Below are 16345 nucleotides of genomic sequence, written 5' to 3'. Positions count from 1 at the left end.
GATTGCTATGTTGAAAAAGACCGTATTAGGCCTCACTGCTGGCGCACTACTGCTGAGTGCTGGCTCGGCGTTGGCCGCCAACTTCAAGATCGACAAACAAGGGCAGCATGCCTTTATTGAGTTTCGCATTCAGCACTTGGGTTACAGTTGGCTATATGGTTCTTTCAAGGATTTTGATGGGGCTTTCACCTTCGACGAAAAAGATCCGTCCAAAGATAAGGTAAACGTCACTATCAACACCGCCAGCGTGGACACCAACCATGCAGAGCGTGACAAGCACCTGCGCAGCGCCGAATTCCTGAACGTAGAGAAACACAAACAGGCTACCTTCGAATCCACTGAAGTGAAGAAAGATGGCGAAGGTTACGCCATCGTCGGCAACCTGACCCTGAACGGTGTCACCAAGCCAGTTACTCTCGATGCCAAACTGACTGGCCAAGGTAACGATCCATGGGGTGGCTACCGTGCGGGTTTCGAAGCCAACGGTAAAATCAAGCTGAAAGATTTTGGCATTACGACCGATCTCGGCCCAGCTTCGCAAGACGTTGAGCTGATTATCGCTGTGGAAGGTGTGCGCGAGAAGTAAGCGGCAAAGGCGCGGAGTTCGCGCCCTTGCCATAAGCGGGGCCCAGTTTACCGGGCCCTATTTCTTAGGCTCAGGAATCTGCATCGTAGTCTGCAACAACCCTTTGGATTTATTGAATATTTTGACACCATTCTCACGCCCGGCGCGGCGAGCACGTTGCTCTTCACGCGGCAACTTCAGCTCTTCGCGGCAACTCTCGCTGCAGCAACCTTCAAACTTCGCCGCACAGCTTGGGCACTGAATAAACAGCAGATGGCAGCCATCATTCAGGCAGTTAGTGTGAGTATCGCAGGGCTCGCCACATTGGTGACAATGGGCTATCACATCTTCTGAGATACGTTCCCCCATGCGTTCATCAAACACAAAGTTTTTGCCGATAAATTTCAGCGGTAAACCCTGCTCTTTTGCCTTACGGGCATACTCGATAATACCGCCTTCCACGTGATAGACATTTTTGAAGCCGTTATGCAGCATGTAAGCGCTGGCCTTTTCACAGCGGATGCCGCCGGTGCAGTACATGACAATGTTCTTGTCTTTCTGCTCCTGCAACATTGCTACCGCCATCGGCAACTGCTCACGGAAAGTATCAGAAGGCACTTCGATCGCGCGCTCAAAGTGCCCGACCTCATACTCATAATGGTTACGCATGTCCACAAAGACGGTATTCGGATCGTCGATCATCTGGTTGACGCGTTCAGCCTGCAAATACTCCCCCACCTGCGACGGATCGAAGGTGGCATCGTCAATACCGTCAGCCACAATGCGATCGCGGACTTTCAGACGCAGCACCCAGAAGGATTTACCGTCGTCTTCCAAGGCAATGTTAAGCCGTACCTGGTCCAGTGCGGGATGGGATGCAAATAGGGTGGCCTTGAAAGCGTCAAAGTGGCTCTGTGGCACGCTGATCTGCGCATTGATGCCCTCTTTCGCCACGTAAATACGGCCAAAGACCTTCAGCTTATCGAACTGGATATACAGGCTGTCGCGAAACGCCTTAGGGTCATCAAGAGTAAAATATTTATAAAAAGAAACTGTGGTGCGTGGCTCGGTTTCGGCCAACATACGCGCCTTCAGTTCCTCATTAGAAATTCGGTTATGTAACACTGGCATGGTGTACTTTCCTGTTTTTCGGGAGGTGACTGATTGAGTGCGTTCAGGCCGCAGGCCCGCGCGCGGCGCACATCATACCCGAAAGTAGGCAGCAGCACAGCATTAACCCGAAAGGTACGCTGCTCACACAGAACTTGACGTTACTCGTCAATCCCGATAAGCCTAATCATTACCCTACTCTCTGTTTTTGATGGACCAGACCTTATGAGCCAGCTTTTTACGCCAATCATGCTAGGGCAACTGCCGTTACCCAATCGCATCATTATCGCCCCCATGTGCCAGTATTCTGCCGATAACGGTAAAGCTACAGCATGGCATACCATGCACCTTGGCCACCTGTCGCTATCAGGAGCGGGCTTGCTGATCGTTGAGGCTACCGCCGTATCACCAGAAGGCCGTATTTCGCCGGGAGATTTAGGGCTCTGGGATGATGCCACAGAGCAGGCGTTGGCAGAGGTGGTGCAGGCCGTTAAAAAACACGCCACCATGCCGCTTGGCATCCAGTTGGGGCATGCGGGCCGTAAGGCCTCTTGCGCTATTCCCTGGGAAGGCGGGGGCCAGCTTTCCTACGAGGAAGGGGGTTGGCAAACCCTTTCGGCTTCAAGCTTGCCTTTTAACCCGCACGAGCAAGCCCCGCAGGCGATGAGCCTGGCGCAAATTGAGCAATTAAAAGCACAGTTTGTTGCCGCCGCACAACGTGCCGATCGTCTCGGGTTCGAGCTGATTGAACTGCACGGCGCACATGGTTATCTGCTGCATCAATTCCTCTCACCGCTTTCCAATCAGCGCGACGACCACTATGGCGGTTCGTTACCCAACCGCATGCGACTCCTGTTGGAAGTTTTTAACGCCGTGCGGGCGGCCTTCCCGGTGCAAAAAGCTGTAGGCGTGCGAATTTCCGCCAGCGACTGGGTTGCCGGTGGCTGGGATGAGCAGCAATCGGTTGAACTGGCAACGGCCTTGAAAGCCTTGGGCTGCGACTATATACATATTTCCAGCGGTGGTTTATCACCGCAACAGCAGATCCCGTTGGGCCCGAATTACCAGGTGCCTTTTGCAGAAACCATTAAACGGAAAGTGGGCATGCCAACTATCGCCGTGGGGCTGATTACCGAACCTGAACAGGCAGAAGCGATCGTCGCCACTGGCCAGGCCGACATGGTGGCCTTGGCACGCGGTATTCTTTATAACCCGCGCTGGCCATGGCATGCGGCGGCCAAGTTGGGTGCTAAAGTACAGGCACCACCACAATATTGGCGTTCGGAGCCGCACGGGCTAAAGGACCTGTTCAAGCATGATTAAAGGCTGTCTGGAGCGGGCCATTGCGCCCGCCCTTTTCTAGCATTCGCCAGAAGCCGTTTATGACGCCTGGCGTCTTTTAGTACTGGTTTTGCTAAAAAAACCATCATTCTTACCCGGTTCAAGGCAAAAAATGATGTTTTAATGCTGTGGGTTTTCCTGTTGCAATAGAAAAATGTCACAATAGAGGGTAATAAACGGCAGGAAAATCATCACATGAGGCAAAATCTTCGGATCGCTGCCCCGATAATTTCTCTGTTACTACTGTTAAATGACTGCTTCTAAGCTGAGAACACATGACTCAAGTTCCTTCTTTTAATCGATCTTTACTGCATCCCCGCTACTGGCTCACCTGGTTCGGCATCGGTTTACTGTATCTGCTGGTTCTGCTCCCTTACCCAGTTATTTACTCTCTCGGGACCGGGCTGGGGCGCTTCTCCATGCGTTTTCTGAAACGCCGGGTCGCGATTGCGCAGCGTAACATCGAGCTGTGCTTTCCAGAAATGCCAAAGGCGGAGCGTGATGCGTTGATCGTAAAGAACTTTGAGTCGGTGGGAATGGGGCTGTTCGAAACCGGTATGGCCTGGTTCTGGCCAGACTGGCGCATTGAACGCTGGTTTAAGATTAGCGGCTTGCAGCATCTTGAGCAGGCACGCCGCAACCAACAAGGGGTATTGCTGATCGGGCTGCATTTTCTGACGCTGGAGCTGGGAGCACGGATTTTTGGCATCCATAATCCGGGCATCGGGGTTTACCGCCCACATGACAACCCTCTGATGGATTGGCTGCAAACCCGGGGCCGTATGCGCTCCAACAAATCGATGCTGGATCGCAAAGACGTCAAAGGGATGATCCGCGCCCTGAAACAGGGTGAGATCATCTGGTACGCGCCGGATCACGATTACGGCCCGCGCAGCAGCGTGTTTGTGCCGCTGTTTGCGGTCGAAAAAGCCGCGACCACCACCGGCAGCTACATGCTGGTGCGGATGAGCAAACCGGCCATTATTCCTTTCACTCCTCGCCGTCTGCCGCAAGGTAAAGGATATGAATTGATCATACAGCCGATAGTAGAAAACTTCCCACTGGATAACGAGCTGGAAGCCGCGGCATTTATGAACAAAGTGATAGAAAAGGAGATCCTGATGGCACCGGATCAATACATGTGGCTGCATCGCCGCTTCAAAACCCGCCCGGAGGGTGAAGCTTCGCTTTATTGAACGTAAGCTTGAACAACAGACCTAACCCTGTGAGGCTAGGATTTTATTATTGGCAAAGGGAGCCATTATGTACGTCGTCAGCCTAACCTATCATCGTCCCATCGAAGAAGTCGACAATCACCTTGAAGGGCACGTCGCCTGGTTACAACAGCACTATCAGGACGGTACCTTTATCGCTTCCGGCCGTAAGAACCCACGTACCGGTGGGGTGATCCTGGTGAAGGGGATCGAGCGGGCACGCCTGGATGCCATCCTGGCGCAAGACCCGTTTAACGCCATCGCCCATTACGAAGTTACCGATGTGGCTCTCACCCTGACCTCTGCCGGATTTGAAGCACTGGCTGGCATATAAACCCTGGGATTCCCGCAGGCGCTGTGTGCGGGGCTCTCCTTTCGTTATTTTTTAAAACTTTATTTCATTTTCACGTAATTACCCCTCGGGTTAATTGATAACCCTTGTTATTAAGCGCATACTTCTCGGGCTATCCATTACAGCTTTTCGCACTTACTTTATGTAATTAAAAGGCTTTTCACTTTCAGCACGGAACCCTATGGCTTTGGCATCAGAACCCGTTAACTGGCGACGAAACCTGTTTATCACCTGGATTGGGTGCTTTTTGACAGGCTCTGCGTTCAGTCTGGTCATGCCATTCCTGCCGTTGTACGTTGAAGCCCTTGGCGTTAGCGGCCATCAAGAACTGAATATGTGGTCCGGCCTGGTTTTCAGCATCACCTTCCTGTTTTCAGCCGTTGCTTCCCCCTTCTGGGGTGGCCTCGCCGATCGGCACGGGCGTAGATTGATGCTGCTGCGCTCGGCCTTGGGTATGGCGATCGTGATGGTTCTGATGGGGATGGCGCAGAATATTTGGCAATTTCTGCTGCTGCGTGCGCTGCTGGGGTTATTGGGCGGTTTCATTCCCAATGCCAACGCCTTGATTGCCACTCAGGTTCCGCGCAACCGTAGCGGTTGGGCCTTGGGTACCCTCTCCACCGGCGGCGTCAGCGGTGCCTTGATCGGCCCATTGATCGGCGGCTTGCTGGCCGATCAATACGGCTTACGCCCGGTATTCTTCATCACCGCAACCGTGCTGTTTATCTGCTTCCTGCTGACATTATTCTGTGTGAAAGAGCAATTCACGCCGGTAAAGAAAAAAGACATGCTGCACGCGCGTCAGGTATTTGCTGCACTGAAAAACCCTAAACTGATCCTTAGCCTGTTTGTGACCTCAATGATCATCCAGATTGCCACCGGTTCGATTGCCCCGATTTTGACGCTGTACGTGCGCGACTTGGCTGGCGACACTCACAATCTGGCGTTTATTAGTGGCCTGATCGCCTCGGTGCCTGGGGTTGCGGCGCTGATCAGTGCGCCCAAATTGGGCAAGCTGGGGGATAGAATCGGCCCTGAACGCATTCTGGTGTTTATGCTGATTGTTTCAGTGCTCCTGTTGATCCCGATGGCTTTTGTTCAGGAACCCTGGCAGCTTGGCATACTGCGCTTCCTGCTTGGCGCTGCGGACGGTGCACTGTTGCCAGCTGTACAGTCATTGCTGATTTATAACTGTACCAATCAGGTTGCCGGGCGGATATTCAGCTACAATCAGTCATTCCGCGACGTCGGCAACGTCAGCGGCCCGTTGCTAGGTGCGGCAGTATCGGCAAGCTATGGATTCCGTGCCGTCTTCTGCGTCACCGCTCTGGTGGTGTTATTTAATGTTTTCTACTCTTGGTGGTGTCTGCAACGGCGGCCGACCAAGATCCCCGAAAACAAACCACAGGAAGAGCAATAACCGTTTTTATCGCCTCTCATACTACCTATTCTTAGTTAAGCCTTATTTCCCACACTTTTACTGCTAGAAAACGTCTTTTTTTGAGATAAGTTAATTCCTATAATATAAACATTAATATATTGTTTATAAAAAGGTTATAGGCAGATCAGATCAATAAATCATCAATTGCTGCAAATTTACTTTTAGACAAAACAAAAACTAGCAAAGTAGATGTTTGTCGACTTTTCGTCTAAAAAATGGGATATAAGTGTCAGACAAAATCATCGCCCATTAATCAGATGGTTAAATAATATCACACCGGGGCTAAAATTCTGGTCAAGTGAAGCAAAGGGCCAGCAAGGTTGACTCTCGTTACGCTGGGGTTTTGTCAGGCCACTCGCACAAAGTGCGTGCGCCTTGTTAAACGCACATACCAACCACAGTACAGCCGCTTGATGGTGGCGCATTTTATTGGGAAGATTTTATGCAATCCTCTGTTACACCAAAAGAAAACCGAACCTTCTTCGGCCATCCTTATCCGCTCGGCTCGCTGTTTTTCACCGAGATGTGGGAGCGTTTCTCGTTTTATGGCATCCGCCCGTTACTGATCCTGTTTATGGCCGCTACCGTTTACGATGGCGGCATGGGGTTAGCACGCGAAAATGCTTCGGCGATCGTGGGTATCTTTGCTGGCAGCATGTATTTGGCCGCACTGCCCGGAGGGTGGTTGGCCGATAACTGGCTGGGGCAGCAAAAAGCGGTTTGGTATGGTTCGATTCTGATCGCACTCGGCCACCTGTCCATCGCCCTGTCGGCGATCATGGGGAACGATCTGTTCTTTATCGGCCTGATGTTTATCGTTCTCGGTTCAGGCCTGTTCAAAACCTGTATTTCGGTGATGGTTGGTACCCTGTATAAGCAAGGCGATGCGCGCCGTGACGGCGGATTCTCGTTGTTCTATATGGGCATCAACATGGGTTCATTCCTCGCTCCGTTGGTTTCCGGTTGGCTGGTACGCTCGCACGGCTGGCACTGGGGCTTTGGTATCGGTGGGATCGGGATGCTGGTAGCACTGCTGATCTTCCGCATTTTTGTCGTGCCCTCAATGAAACGCTATGACAGCGAAGTTGGCCTGGACTCCACCTGGAATAGCCCAGTCAGCAAAAAAAATGGTGTTGGAGCCTGGTTGCTGGCGCTTGCCGTGGGTGTTGCAGCGATCGTGGGTCTGATTTCTCAAGGGATCATCGAAATCAACCCGGTCGCCGTAGCCAGCATGCTGGTTTATGTGATCGCCGCTGCCGTTACGCTGTACTTTATCTACCTGTTCTTTTTTGCTGGCCTGAACCGCAAAGAGCGCGCGCGCCTGCTGGTGTGTTTTATCCTGCTGGTATCTGCCGCCTTCTTCTGGTCTGCCTTCGAGCAGAAACCTACTTCATTCAACCTGTTCGCCAACGATTACACCAACCGTATGTTGGGTGATTTCGAGATCCCGGCGGTGTGGTTCCAATCGATCAACGCCCTGTTCATCATCCTGCTGGCGCCGATCTTTAGCTGGATGTGGCCTGCTCTGGTGCGCAATAAAGTGCGTCTGAGCAGCATCGCCAAGTTTGTTATTGGCATTCTGTTTGCTGCCGCAGGCTTTGGGTTGATGATGTTGGCGTCTGAGCAAGTGCTGAGCAATAACGGAGCGGGTGTATCACCACTTTGGCTGGTGGGCAGTATTCTGATGCTGACGCTGGGTGAACTGTGCCTGAGCCCGATTGGCCTGGCAACGATGACGCTGCTGGCACCGGACAGAATGCGCGGCCAGATGATGGGCCTGTGGTTCTGCGCCAGCGCCTTGGGTAACCTGGCGGCTGGCCTGATCGGTGGCCATGTGAAAGCAGACAAGCTGGAACTGCTGCCAACCCTGTTCGCTCGCTGCTCGATCGCGCTGGTGATCTGCGCTGCGGTGCTGATTCTGCTTATCGTACCGATTCGCCGCATGCTGGAGAATACACAGGGTAAAGCAAACGCTTAATCGTGTTCAGTGACTCTTTCAAGCCAGCGCCTATCGCTGGCTTCAGACTGCCCGTTATTAGGGAGAGCGTGCCGAAGGGGTCGTAGCGGCGTAAGCCGCCGGAGCGCCCCTCGGTGCGCTAGGCCCGAGTATCTCGGGTTCAAAAACTACTTTGTCATCAACCTCAAGCCAGCGTCTATCGCTGGCTTTTTTACATCGGCCATGCACGCTGCTGCAGCACCACACGATAACCATCCAAGTCCGCAAAAGTTTGCCCATTGATGTCCCAATAAGGGTTATAAGCCGGCACGCGCTGAAATCCTGCAGCCAACATCTGTTTACACCGCTCTTGCCACTGCGCCAAATCAGGCAGATAGAACACCAGCAGGTTGTCTTGCGTAGGGGCATGCCCAACCAGCACCCCACGATGATGGGTAAATTCCAGATGATAGGCATGCTGCGGATGGCCAAGAATGATGCCATCAAACCCCTGATGATCCTCAAACTCACCCAACCGCGCAAAACTCAGCCCGCGGCAGTACATTTGCGCAATTTCCTGCAACCTATCCGTTGGGCGGGCAATACGTAATACGGCATTCACCAGATCCATTTTTCCTCCTGTCGATGTGAGAAGCAGCATATATCTCTCAGCCTTAAACGGAGGTTCAGTTAATGCGTTTTCGCTTGCAGCAATCTGGCATCATTGCGTTGATAGTAGTGCTGCGCTTCTGACGAGCAGCGCTAAGCGAACTGACAGTTTGATGGTTCAACAACGTGATGCTTTACTTGTTCGCACAAAGAAATGACTAGGGTTGGCGCAGCTCTTAACAGATTTTTTATCCGGTTGGTTGAGAATAAGGCAACAGTGTTGGTCAAACGAGCGTTGCAATCCCTCGATCATTAGAACCCATTGAAAAACCTTTAAACTTCGATGGAGATTTAAGGATTTTCCAGTATCAGGCGCGTTTTGGCTGCTGGGTTTATTATAATAACCATCAATCAATTAGCTGATTAATAGCGATAAAAGGTAGAAATAGCGCTCTTTTACCTCACTTTTCTACAAACCTCATCCGAAATAGCAATAATAGCTTAATTCTTTTGGCAATCAGCCTTAGCGTTTTACCAGAAAAACAGGCTATTATTACGCAAAGCTTATGCTCTGATGCCCCCTTCCTTTCATTCTGCCTATAGGAGATCGCTATTTTGGATGCCAGCACGATCAACAGCTTGTTCATCATCGGTGCCGTGTTGGTGGGGGCAAGCATTTTCCTCAGTTCTTTCTCCTCACGATTAGGCATTCCAATTCTGGTGATATTTCTGGCAATCGGCATGCTGGCCGGCGTGGATGGCCCTGGCGGGATCGCTTTTGACAACTACCCAGCCGCCTATCTGGTCAGTAACCTGGCTCTCGCCGTGATCCTGCTTGATGGGGGTATGCGTACCCGCGTCAGTTCATTCCGCGTTGCATTATGGCCCGCATTATCATTGGCCACCGTTGGCGTTGTGATCACCGCCGGATTAACCGGCATGGCGGCTGCCTGGTTGTTTAAGCTCGATCTGATTCAGGGCTTGCTGATCGGCGCAATTATTGGCTCCACCGATGCAGCAGCCGTATTTTCTTTGCTGGGGGGGAAAGGGCTGAACGAGCGCGTCAGCGCCACGTTGGAAATTGAGTCCGGTAGCAACGATCCCATGGCCATGTTTTTAACCGTCACGTTAATCGCCATGATTGCCGCAGGGGAAACCTCCCTGAGCTGGATGTTCCTTGCCCACCTGCTGCAGCAGTTTGGTATGGGGATTATTCTTGGCCTGGGAGGCGGTTGGTTATTGCTGACACTGATCAACCATATCAAGCTGGCTGAAGGGCTGTATCCTCTGCTGGCCGTCAGCGGAGGTATTCTGATCTTCGCACTGACCACGGCGTTGGACGGCAGTGGCATTCTGGCGGTTTACCTGTGCGGGCTGCTGCTGGGCAACCGCCCAATCCGCAACCGGCACGGCATTGTGCAAACCTTTGACGGGCTGGCTTGGCTCAGCCAGATCGGTATGTTCCTGGTTCTGGGGTTATTACTTAATCCGCATGACCTGTTACCGATTGCGATCCCTGCCCTGCTGCTTTCACTGTGGATGATCCTGTTTGCACGGCCACTTTCGGTATTTGTCGGGCTGCTGCCCTTCCGCAACTTTACTTTGCGCGAGCGCGTATTTATCTCCTGGGTCGGGTTACGCGGCGCAGTGCCGGTGATCCTGGCCGTATTCCCCATGATGGCAGGATTGCCGAATGCGAATCTGTTTTTTAATGTCGCTTTCTTTGTGGTGTTGGTTTCTCTGCTGCTGCAAGGCACAACCCTTTCTTTCGCAGCCAGAAAAGCCAAAGTGGTCGTGCCACCGGCACCGACGCCGATTTCCCGCGTGGGGTTGGATATTCATCCTGAAAACCAGTGGGAGCAGTTCGTCTATCAACTGACATCAGAAAACTGGTGCGTTGGGGCCGCGCTGCGCGAACTCAAAATGCCGCCAGGTACCCATATTGCTGCCCTGTTCCGCGGCAAAGAGCTATTGCACCCCAGCGGCAGTACCCGTTTGCTTGAAGATGATATTCTGTGCGTTATCGGCCACGAGCACGATCTTCCCATGCTCGGCAAACTGTTCAGCACTGCACCGCCCATTACGCCCGATGAACGCTTTTTCGGCGATTTCATTCTGCAATCTGATGCACGCCTGAGTGATATCTCTCAGCTCTATGGCCTCAACCTGCAGGAAGGTATCGACAGTCAACAGACGCTCGGTCAGTTTGTTACCGAGTTGATCGGCGGTGAGGCTGTGTTAGGCGATCAGGTTGAGTGGGATGGCCTGACCTGGACTATCGCCGAGATGGAAGCCAATAAAATCATTAAGATAGGTGTAAAGATCGTTACCGATTGACCTCAAGTACCCGCCGCAACCACGCTAGTCACAACATTCCGGGAACTTATCCTTCCCGGAAAACTCTTAACGATAGTCATTATCAAAGACCAGGTATTCTGCCTGTCGCAATATCGGTGTGGGTTGCGCAGTATCGGGCTTTAGCCTGGCGTTATGCTCAATAATAATACATGTCATCGCGTGGCTGTGCTGGCTCTGAATATCGCCGATTGGGTTCATAACACATTGATTGGGTAAGGTAACGTGGCACAACAACAAGAAAAAGACATTCTGGGAAAGATTTTGCTCACGGTTTCGGCATTGTGCACCGTCATCGTTGTGGGGTTGTTAATCTGGGGATTCATGCTGGACTAGCCCGTGAACAACGGCAAGAGATTAAAATAACAATTTTGTTACAATGTGCCTACATCATCAGATGCCCATTCAGCGTATGCTTAACAGGATTGATAAAAACAATAAATTGCCCTCATACTCAAGTGTTATGCCCGTCTAAAGCACGGGCTTTTTTTTACCTTTTGATAGGCAAAAAAAAACCGCCGCAGCGGTCTTTTGATTGGAATCACGATCAGATTTTGCAACCCTCGCAGTCCGCCTCATCTTCAAGGACTTCCGGGACTTCTTTGGCTTTTTGCGCCGCTTTTTCTTCAGCTTTCGCTAATTCGGCATCAATATCAAAATCGAAAATATCATCACTCATCGCAACACCCTCAAAACCCACTTAGTTCAGGGAGCGATTATAATCGACATCCACACGGGCGCAAACCCTTCAGTTTAGCGCAGCTAGCGTTGCCACTGGGCTATCCAGCTTCTTTGAATAGGCCAGATCGTAAACATCGTAAAAATCGATCTCACCCTTGTGAGCGATAATTTCCTGTACCCGCACTTTTAGCGCCATGCTAACAGAGGGTTCATCAAGCAACGCTTGCACTGCCTGTGGTGATAACGCACGGGTAAAATACCATTCACCGTTATAGCAAACGCGTAAATCCAACACGCCGATATCTTCAAAGCGGTAAACCGGTTTAATCTCAAGCAACAGCATGGCAAACATAAACAGTACAAAAGCCGTAAAACCGAAGAAAGCCAGCAGCCCCATGTAAGGCACTGGATACATCACCGCAACCACGGCCAAATAGCCAACAAACATCGCCAGGCACAAATAACGGTGGTTACGTGCAAATTCACCGTTGAAGCGAGGCTTGCCATCACGCCCCTCTTGCTGGTTAATTTGCTCGATTTCTTTCATCAAGATATTTTTGATCACATCCATCGCAATGACCTTATGCATCAGCACATCATTACTTCCACCCACATCTGTTCACGCTAACACAGAGGCAGTCTGGCGAGGTAGATCAGTTACGATATTATCCACCGTAAACTGTTATATCTCGGGTTCAGCGCGATTGTGAGGCTTTCCCCTGGGCAACCATAAACATGCGTTGAGCAACGTCATCAGCCTGTTTGATTTTACGTTTCTTCGCTTCATCACAACGCTGTGCAGCACGCACGTAGGCGATTTCATGCGCCTGCTCGATCATCGTGATAATTTTGTCGCGCGTAGTTTTATCCAAATTACCCAAAATGGTCGTGATAATGGCTTGATAGGCATTTGAAGCCGCGGTCAGTGATTGTTCTCTGGCCTCCAGAGCGGCAATACGTTGCAACAACGCCTGAAGAAGTTCGGACTCAGACATATAACCCCCTGTTGCCGAGCAGCACATCTACCTGTTTACAGTTTAGCAAAGGATAGCGCGCTGCAACCGGAGGGGAAATCGCGGGCCTTGGTCTCGCTGATTTATGACTCGCCGCGATGGCCAATGGATTGATTTAACGCATCAATAACCGTATTGATATACTTTTCATTCTGACTCTCGCCCGACGCGCTATTAAGCACAACGCTGCATTCAGGCTTGATCGCCTTATAAGCAATCAGCAATGCAGAGGCAAGGGTTCTAAACGTGATGATGGGCGTAGAAAAGGAGGATCCCTGCCAGAACAAAGAGTATCGGTATTATTTTAGGCCTTATCCTTTCACCTTTTCTAACCGAGGTGACCCCGTTCATGGCATAAGTTTTGTAGCCAACCATAAATCGTGCATTGGTGACAGAGATGTTCTCGCCTAAAAAGCTCAATCTCTTCTATTGCATTCTCCTGATTTAACGCTCAGCCTGAATCATAGTGCCGCTAAGGTAAAAGACAAATTTGATATTAAAATCTTACGCTTTTATGCCACTTGCTTTATTCTTTACTATGACAATTCACCCAAGGTGCCCGCTTGCCGCTAGCGTAGTCTGCTTAACAACATGGTCAATAAAAAACAAACGTTAGTCGTTATCAATCTTTGCAGTTTCCTGGTTCTGCTTTATAGCCTCTCTATGCTGCCGCCGATGATAATAGCTCTTATTTACAAAGAAAAGAGCCTGTTTTCGTTTTTCTACACCCTGATTATCGCTAGCTTGCTGGGGGGGATCTGTTGGCAAAGTTCGCGTCAAAAGAAAGTACAACTGCGTACTCAAGATGGTTTTTTAATCATCGTACTATTTTGGATATTCTTTTCTCTCATCAGCGCCCTGCCACTATGGATAGACGATACCCTGAATATCAGCCTGACAGATGCTGTCTTTGAAGGTGTCTCCGGTATCACCACCACGGGAGCCTCGGTACTGAATGATATCAGCGGTGTCCCAAAGTCTATTCTTTATTACCGTGCCCAGCTTAATTTTATTGGTGGTTTGGGTGTCATCGTGCTGGCTGTTGCAATATTACCGCTACTGGGCATCGGCGGCACCAAACTGTATCAATCTGAAATGCCCGGACCATTTAAAGAAGAACGTCTGACACCACGATTGGCCGATACGGCTAAAAGCCTGTGGTCAACCTATATGCTACTGGGATTGCTTTGTATTCTTGCGTTCCGTTTGGCGGGCATGCCGTGGTTCGATGCTCTGTGTCATGGCCTTTCGACGGTTTCGTTAGGAGGATTTTCCACCCGCAATGAGAGTTTGGGCTTTTATGACAGCGCCGCCGTCGAAATGGTGGGAGGGATTTTCTCCATACTCGCAGCGGTCAACTTTACGCTTTATTTTGTCGCCGCTCAGCACCGCAGCCTGAAACCTTTATATAAAAACCCAGAATTACGTTTCTTCCTGTTGGCACTTTCCATTGTTATGGCCTTGGTATGCATTCAACTCTTCAGCTCAAAGATGTACGATGCTAAAGATGCTTTTGTTCATGGATTCCTGCTCACCAGTTCCATGATGACAGACAACGGTTTAGCAACCGCAGATTACGCCAACCTCCCCTCCCATACGGTGATAATCCTGCTCGCCTCCAGTTTCTTTGGCGGCTGTGTCGGCTCAACCTGCGGCGGGATCAAGGCATTACGTTTCCTGATCATGTACAAACAAAGTCGACGTGAACTGCACCAGATGCTGCACCCTAATGCGGTGTATACCATCAAGGTGGGGAGTGCTCCTATTCAGGATCGGGTATTGCGCTCCGTCTGGAGTTTCTTCTTTCTCTATATCTTTTTCAGTTGTTTCTTCATCTGGGCGCTGAACCTGATGGGTTACGATCTCATGACCTCTTTCGGCACTGTCGCCGCCTGTATTAATAATATGGGCTTAGGTTTTGGCGAAACCGCAGCAGGCTTTGGAACCTTAAGTTCACCGGCTAAGTGGCTGATGTGCGCCACAATGTTGTTCGGCCGATTGGAGATCTATCCTATCCTCATCCTGTGTTCACGCACCTTCTGGCGCTCCTGATAATGCGTTTTCACTCTTGGCGGCTAACCAGAAATAGTTCGGTAAAATAGCCGCCAAGATACTGAATTGATTAGATTATACTCAGATAAGGTAAGTTTTGAGCAAACGAGCAGAGCGCCAGTTGGATTACGCAATTTTTTGTTGCCAACCTTTTTTAATTAGTCCATAATCCTGCACATCGAAAGCACACATCGTTAAGAAAGTTTAGTGTTTTCATAGAGATAAGTCATAATTATGAATGCTTATCCTAGTAAAGTTTGATAAGGCTGGTGTATCACGAGTCTTGGCCTGAAAAGGCAAACAGAATTAAGGCGCGTTAACAAAGCGGTTATGTAGCGGATTGCAAATCCGTCTAGTCCGGTTCGACTCCGGAACGCGCCTCCAATTTTCCCGAGCCCGGGTGGTGAAATCGGTAGACACAAGGGATTTAAAATCCCTCGGCTTATGGCTGTGCGGGTTCAAGTCCCGCCCCGGGTACCACATTGATTTGTAAAGATATTCAGACCGCCTTCAGGGCGGTTTTTTTGTGCCTTAAATCACACTTCAGAAGATGTTCAGAAGATGTTCAGAAGATAAAATCCATGGCATGCATAATTATGCATTATCTACACGCCTCATTAGCCGCCAATAACTCCCGCTCGTAACCGATCCGCTGATGCCGCTCCGCCCGTAGCGCACGCATCTGTACATCGATGGGCGCACCGATCGGTATACGCGTGTTCGCGGAGACGCCTCAGCAATAGGCGCCGCCATGCTGCCGCTGAAAATGGAGTTTTATTGAACTTACGGCTTGAAGTTGCAGGCAGGCTCTATGACTCACCTCATAACCGCCGCTTTCCTGCAACCTGAATAGCTCAAGAGGTTTAAGGCCTCTCGCCTTTATTTAAACGCTGATTGATATCAGCGATCACTGGCAGAATATCGGCTAGTGTATCAATCACATAATGTGCTCCTGCCTGATGCAGTTTCTTCTGGGCTGGCGCTCGCCGAGCAGCAATTTCCGCTTCACTCATCGCCTGATACTCATCCCTGGTGGCACCAAACTCGTTGCCGGAAACTGCCAACCCTACAGTCCACATGCCTGCGTTAAGCCCTTCGGTAATACCCGGTACCGCATCATCCACCTTGATACAGCGATGTACTCCATCAATGCCCAACTCAATGACGTTGGCGAGCGCCATCCAGGGTCCCGGGCGCCCACCGGCTTTCAGGTCGTCGGTCGCTACCCAGTGATCGGGTTGATAACCCAGTTTTGCAGCAGCAGGCACTAGTGCCTCCATCACCTGATGGGGATAACCAGAGCAAGAGCCTACGCGCATTCCCTGCTGGCGGAGCATTGTCAACACAGGCAAAACGCCCTCAATAGGGGTGGCAAAGCGGGTGACAGCCTCAATTTGCAAAGGCATGAAGGTGCGATAGATGTGATCGACCTCTTCTTTACTCATTGAGTGACCAAAACGTGCTTGCCAACGGCTATCCACCGATGGCAAACGCCCCAACGCGACAATATGCTCCCTTTTTCCCAACCCCATCGGCTGACGAGCTTCATCCAGGCTAACCGGGAAATCATAGGCTCGTGCGAAGGCTTCTACAAAGATGGACGTGGGCGCAAACGAACCGAAATCGACCACGGTGCCTGCCCAATCAAGGATCAGCGCTTGTACACTAGACATAGG

At 50.8% G+C, this 16345-nt stretch carries 14 protein-coding genes and 2 tRNA genes; 10 read left to right on the top strand and 6 right to left on the bottom strand.

The features are described 5' to 3' along the window. Positions 1–7 precede the first annotated feature (7 nt). Positions 8–586: a YceI family protein gene (locus BMI79_RS00170; protein ID WP_076939825.1), complete on the top strand. Its 579-nt coding sequence runs from the start codon at positions 8–10 to the stop codon at positions 584–586. Positions 587–643: 57 nt separating this feature from the next. On the opposite strand, the gene trhO is transcribed toward BMI79_RS00170, so the two are convergent. Then, positions 644–1696 (bottom strand): oxygen-dependent tRNA uridine(34) hydroxylase TrhO, encoded by a 1053-nt coding sequence (trhO, locus tag BMI79_RS00165; RefSeq protein ID WP_076939824.1) that lies wholly within the window; start codon positions 1694–1696, stop codon positions 644–646. 204 nt (positions 1697–1900) lie between these two features. On the opposite strand from trhO, the gene BMI79_RS00160 reads away from it, so the two are divergent. The 5 genes from BMI79_RS00160 (at position 1901) to BMI79_RS00140 (ending at position 8001) form a co-directional block, all read left to right on the top strand. After that, positions 1901–2998, top strand: a complete 1098-nt coding sequence (locus BMI79_RS00160; RefSeq protein ID WP_076939823.1) for an NADH:flavin oxidoreductase/NADH oxidase — start codon at positions 1901–1903, stop codon at positions 2996–2998. A gap of 293 nt (positions 2999–3291) precedes the next feature. Beyond that, positions 3292–4212, top strand: coding sequence for a Kdo(2)-lipid IV(A) acyltransferase (locus BMI79_RS00155; RefSeq protein WP_076939822.1), 921 nt, complete (start codon positions 3292–3294; stop codon positions 4210–4212). Between the two features lie 67 nt (positions 4213–4279). After that, complete coding sequence (locus BMI79_RS00150) at positions 4280–4564, top strand: YciI family protein (protein ID WP_076939821.1); 285 nt, start codon at positions 4280–4282, stop codon at positions 4562–4564. 199 nt (positions 4565–4763) lie between these two features. Further along, complete coding sequence (gene mdtG, locus BMI79_RS00145; RefSeq protein WP_076939820.1) at positions 4764–6002, top strand: multidrug efflux MFS transporter MdtG; 1239 nt, start codon at positions 4764–4766, stop codon at positions 6000–6002. 463 nt (positions 6003–6465) lie between these two features. Then, a complete protein-coding gene (locus BMI79_RS00140; protein WP_076939819.1) occupies positions 6466–8001 on the top strand; it encodes a peptide MFS transporter in 1536 nt (511 codons plus the stop codon). 190 nt (positions 8002–8191) lie between these two features. Here BMI79_RS00140 and BMI79_RS00135 read toward each other — a convergent pair whose 3' ends face one another. Then, entirely contained in the window at positions 8192–8590 is a 399-nt protein-coding gene (locus BMI79_RS00135) for a VOC family protein (RefSeq protein WP_076939818.1), read from the bottom strand. A 593-nt stretch (positions 8591–9183) separates the two neighbouring features. Here BMI79_RS00135 and BMI79_RS00130 point away from each other — a divergent pair. Beyond that, complete coding sequence (locus BMI79_RS00130) at positions 9184–10905, top strand: potassium/proton antiporter (RefSeq protein ID WP_076939817.1); 1722 nt, start codon at positions 9184–9186, stop codon at positions 10903–10905. 565 nt (positions 10906–11470) lie between these two features. Here BMI79_RS00130 and BMI79_RS24365 read toward each other — a convergent pair. The 3 genes from BMI79_RS24365 to BMI79_RS00120 all read right to left on the bottom strand — a co-directional run bounded on the left by BMI79_RS24365 (position 11471) and on the right by BMI79_RS00120 (position 12599). After that, positions 11471–11602, bottom strand: coding sequence for a hypothetical protein (locus BMI79_RS24365; RefSeq protein WP_277755854.1), 132 nt, complete (start codon positions 11600–11602; stop codon positions 11471–11473). Positions 11603–11671: 69 nt separating this feature from the next. Further along, positions 11672–12175, bottom strand: coding sequence for a YlaC family protein (locus BMI79_RS00125; protein WP_076940366.1), 504 nt, complete (start codon positions 12173–12175; stop codon positions 11672–11674). A gap of 124 nt (positions 12176–12299) precedes the next feature. Beyond that, the gene (locus BMI79_RS00120) at positions 12300–12599 is read right to left on the bottom strand and encodes a sigma-S stabilization anti-adapter protein IraP (RefSeq protein ID WP_076939816.1); all 300 of its coding nucleotides are present in this window, start codon (positions 12597–12599) and stop codon (positions 12300–12302) included. Between the two features lie 609 nt (positions 12600–13208). Here BMI79_RS00120 and BMI79_RS00115 point away from each other — a divergent pair. The 3 genes from BMI79_RS00115 (at position 13209) to BMI79_RS00105 (ending at position 15149) form a co-directional block, all read left to right on the top strand. After that, on the top strand, positions 13209–14669 hold the full coding sequence (locus BMI79_RS00115; RefSeq protein ID WP_076939815.1) for a TrkH family potassium uptake protein: 1461 nt from the start codon (positions 13209–13211) through the stop codon (positions 14667–14669). Positions 14670–14979: 310 nt separating this feature from the next. Beyond that, positions 14980–15053: transfer RNA gene (locus BMI79_RS00110), tRNA-Cys, on the top strand. A 10-nt stretch (positions 15054–15063) separates the two neighbouring features. Then, positions 15064–15149 (top strand) — tRNA-Leu (locus BMI79_RS00105). Between the two features lie 383 nt (positions 15150–15532). Here BMI79_RS00105 and phnX read toward each other — a convergent pair. Beyond that, entirely contained in the window at positions 15533–16342 is an 810-nt protein-coding gene (phnX, locus tag BMI79_RS00100) for a phosphonoacetaldehyde hydrolase (RefSeq protein ID WP_076939814.1), read from the bottom strand. Between the last annotated feature and the right edge of the window lie 3 nt (positions 16343–16345).

It is taken from the genome of Serratia oryzae (assembly GCF_001976145.1).
Lineage (GTDB): Bacteria > Pseudomonadota > Gammaproteobacteria > Enterobacterales > Enterobacteriaceae > Chania > Chania oryzae.
The sequence above is the reverse complement of the archived record's forward strand: the minus strand, read 5'-3'. Positions and strand labels throughout refer to the sequence as shown.

What these genes read in the sequence shown, in the direction of transcription:
- mdtG (WP_076939820.1), top strand. Translation starts at nt 4,764, where the DNA reads ATGGCTTTGGCATCAGAACCCGTTAACTGGCGACGAAACCTGTTTATC.
- BMI79_RS00160 (WP_076939823.1), top strand. Translation starts at nt 1,901, where the DNA reads ATGAGCCAGCTTTTTACGCCAATCATGCTAGGGCAACTGCCGTTACCC.
- BMI79_RS00120 (WP_076939816.1), bottom strand. Translation starts at nt 12,599, where the DNA reads ATGTCTGAGTCCGAACTTCTTCAGGCGTTGTTGCAACGTATTGCCGCT.
- BMI79_RS00170 (WP_076939825.1), top strand. Translation starts at nt 8, where the DNA reads ATGTTGAAAAAGACCGTATTAGGCCTCACTGCTGGCGCACTACTGCTG.
- BMI79_RS00135 (WP_076939818.1), bottom strand. Translation starts at nt 8,590, where the DNA reads ATGGATCTGGTGAATGCCGTATTACGTATTGCCCGCCCAACGGATAGG.
- trhO (WP_076939824.1), bottom strand. Translation starts at nt 1,696, where the DNA reads ATGCCAGTGTTACATAACCGAATTTCTAATGAGGAACTGAAGGCGCGT.
- phnX (WP_076939814.1), bottom strand. Translation starts at nt 16,342, where the DNA reads ATGTCTAGTGTACAAGCGCTGATCCTTGATTGGGCAGGCACCGTGGTC.
- BMI79_RS00125 (WP_076940366.1), bottom strand. Translation starts at nt 12,175, where the DNA reads ATGGATGTGATCAAAAATATCTTGATGAAAGAAATCGAGCAAATTAAC.
- BMI79_RS00140 (WP_076939819.1), top strand. Translation starts at nt 6,466, where the DNA reads ATGCAATCCTCTGTTACACCAAAAGAAAACCGAACCTTCTTCGGCCAT.
- BMI79_RS00150 (WP_076939821.1), top strand. Translation starts at nt 4,280, where the DNA reads ATGTACGTCGTCAGCCTAACCTATCATCGTCCCATCGAAGAAGTCGAC.
- BMI79_RS00155 (WP_076939822.1), top strand. Translation starts at nt 3,292, where the DNA reads ATGACTCAAGTTCCTTCTTTTAATCGATCTTTACTGCATCCCCGCTAC.
- BMI79_RS00115 (WP_076939815.1), top strand. Translation starts at nt 13,209, where the DNA reads ATGGTCAATAAAAAACAAACGTTAGTCGTTATCAATCTTTGCAGTTTC.
- BMI79_RS24365 (WP_277755854.1), bottom strand. Translation starts at nt 11,602, where the DNA reads ATGAGTGATGATATTTTCGATTTTGATATTGATGCCGAATTAGCGAAA.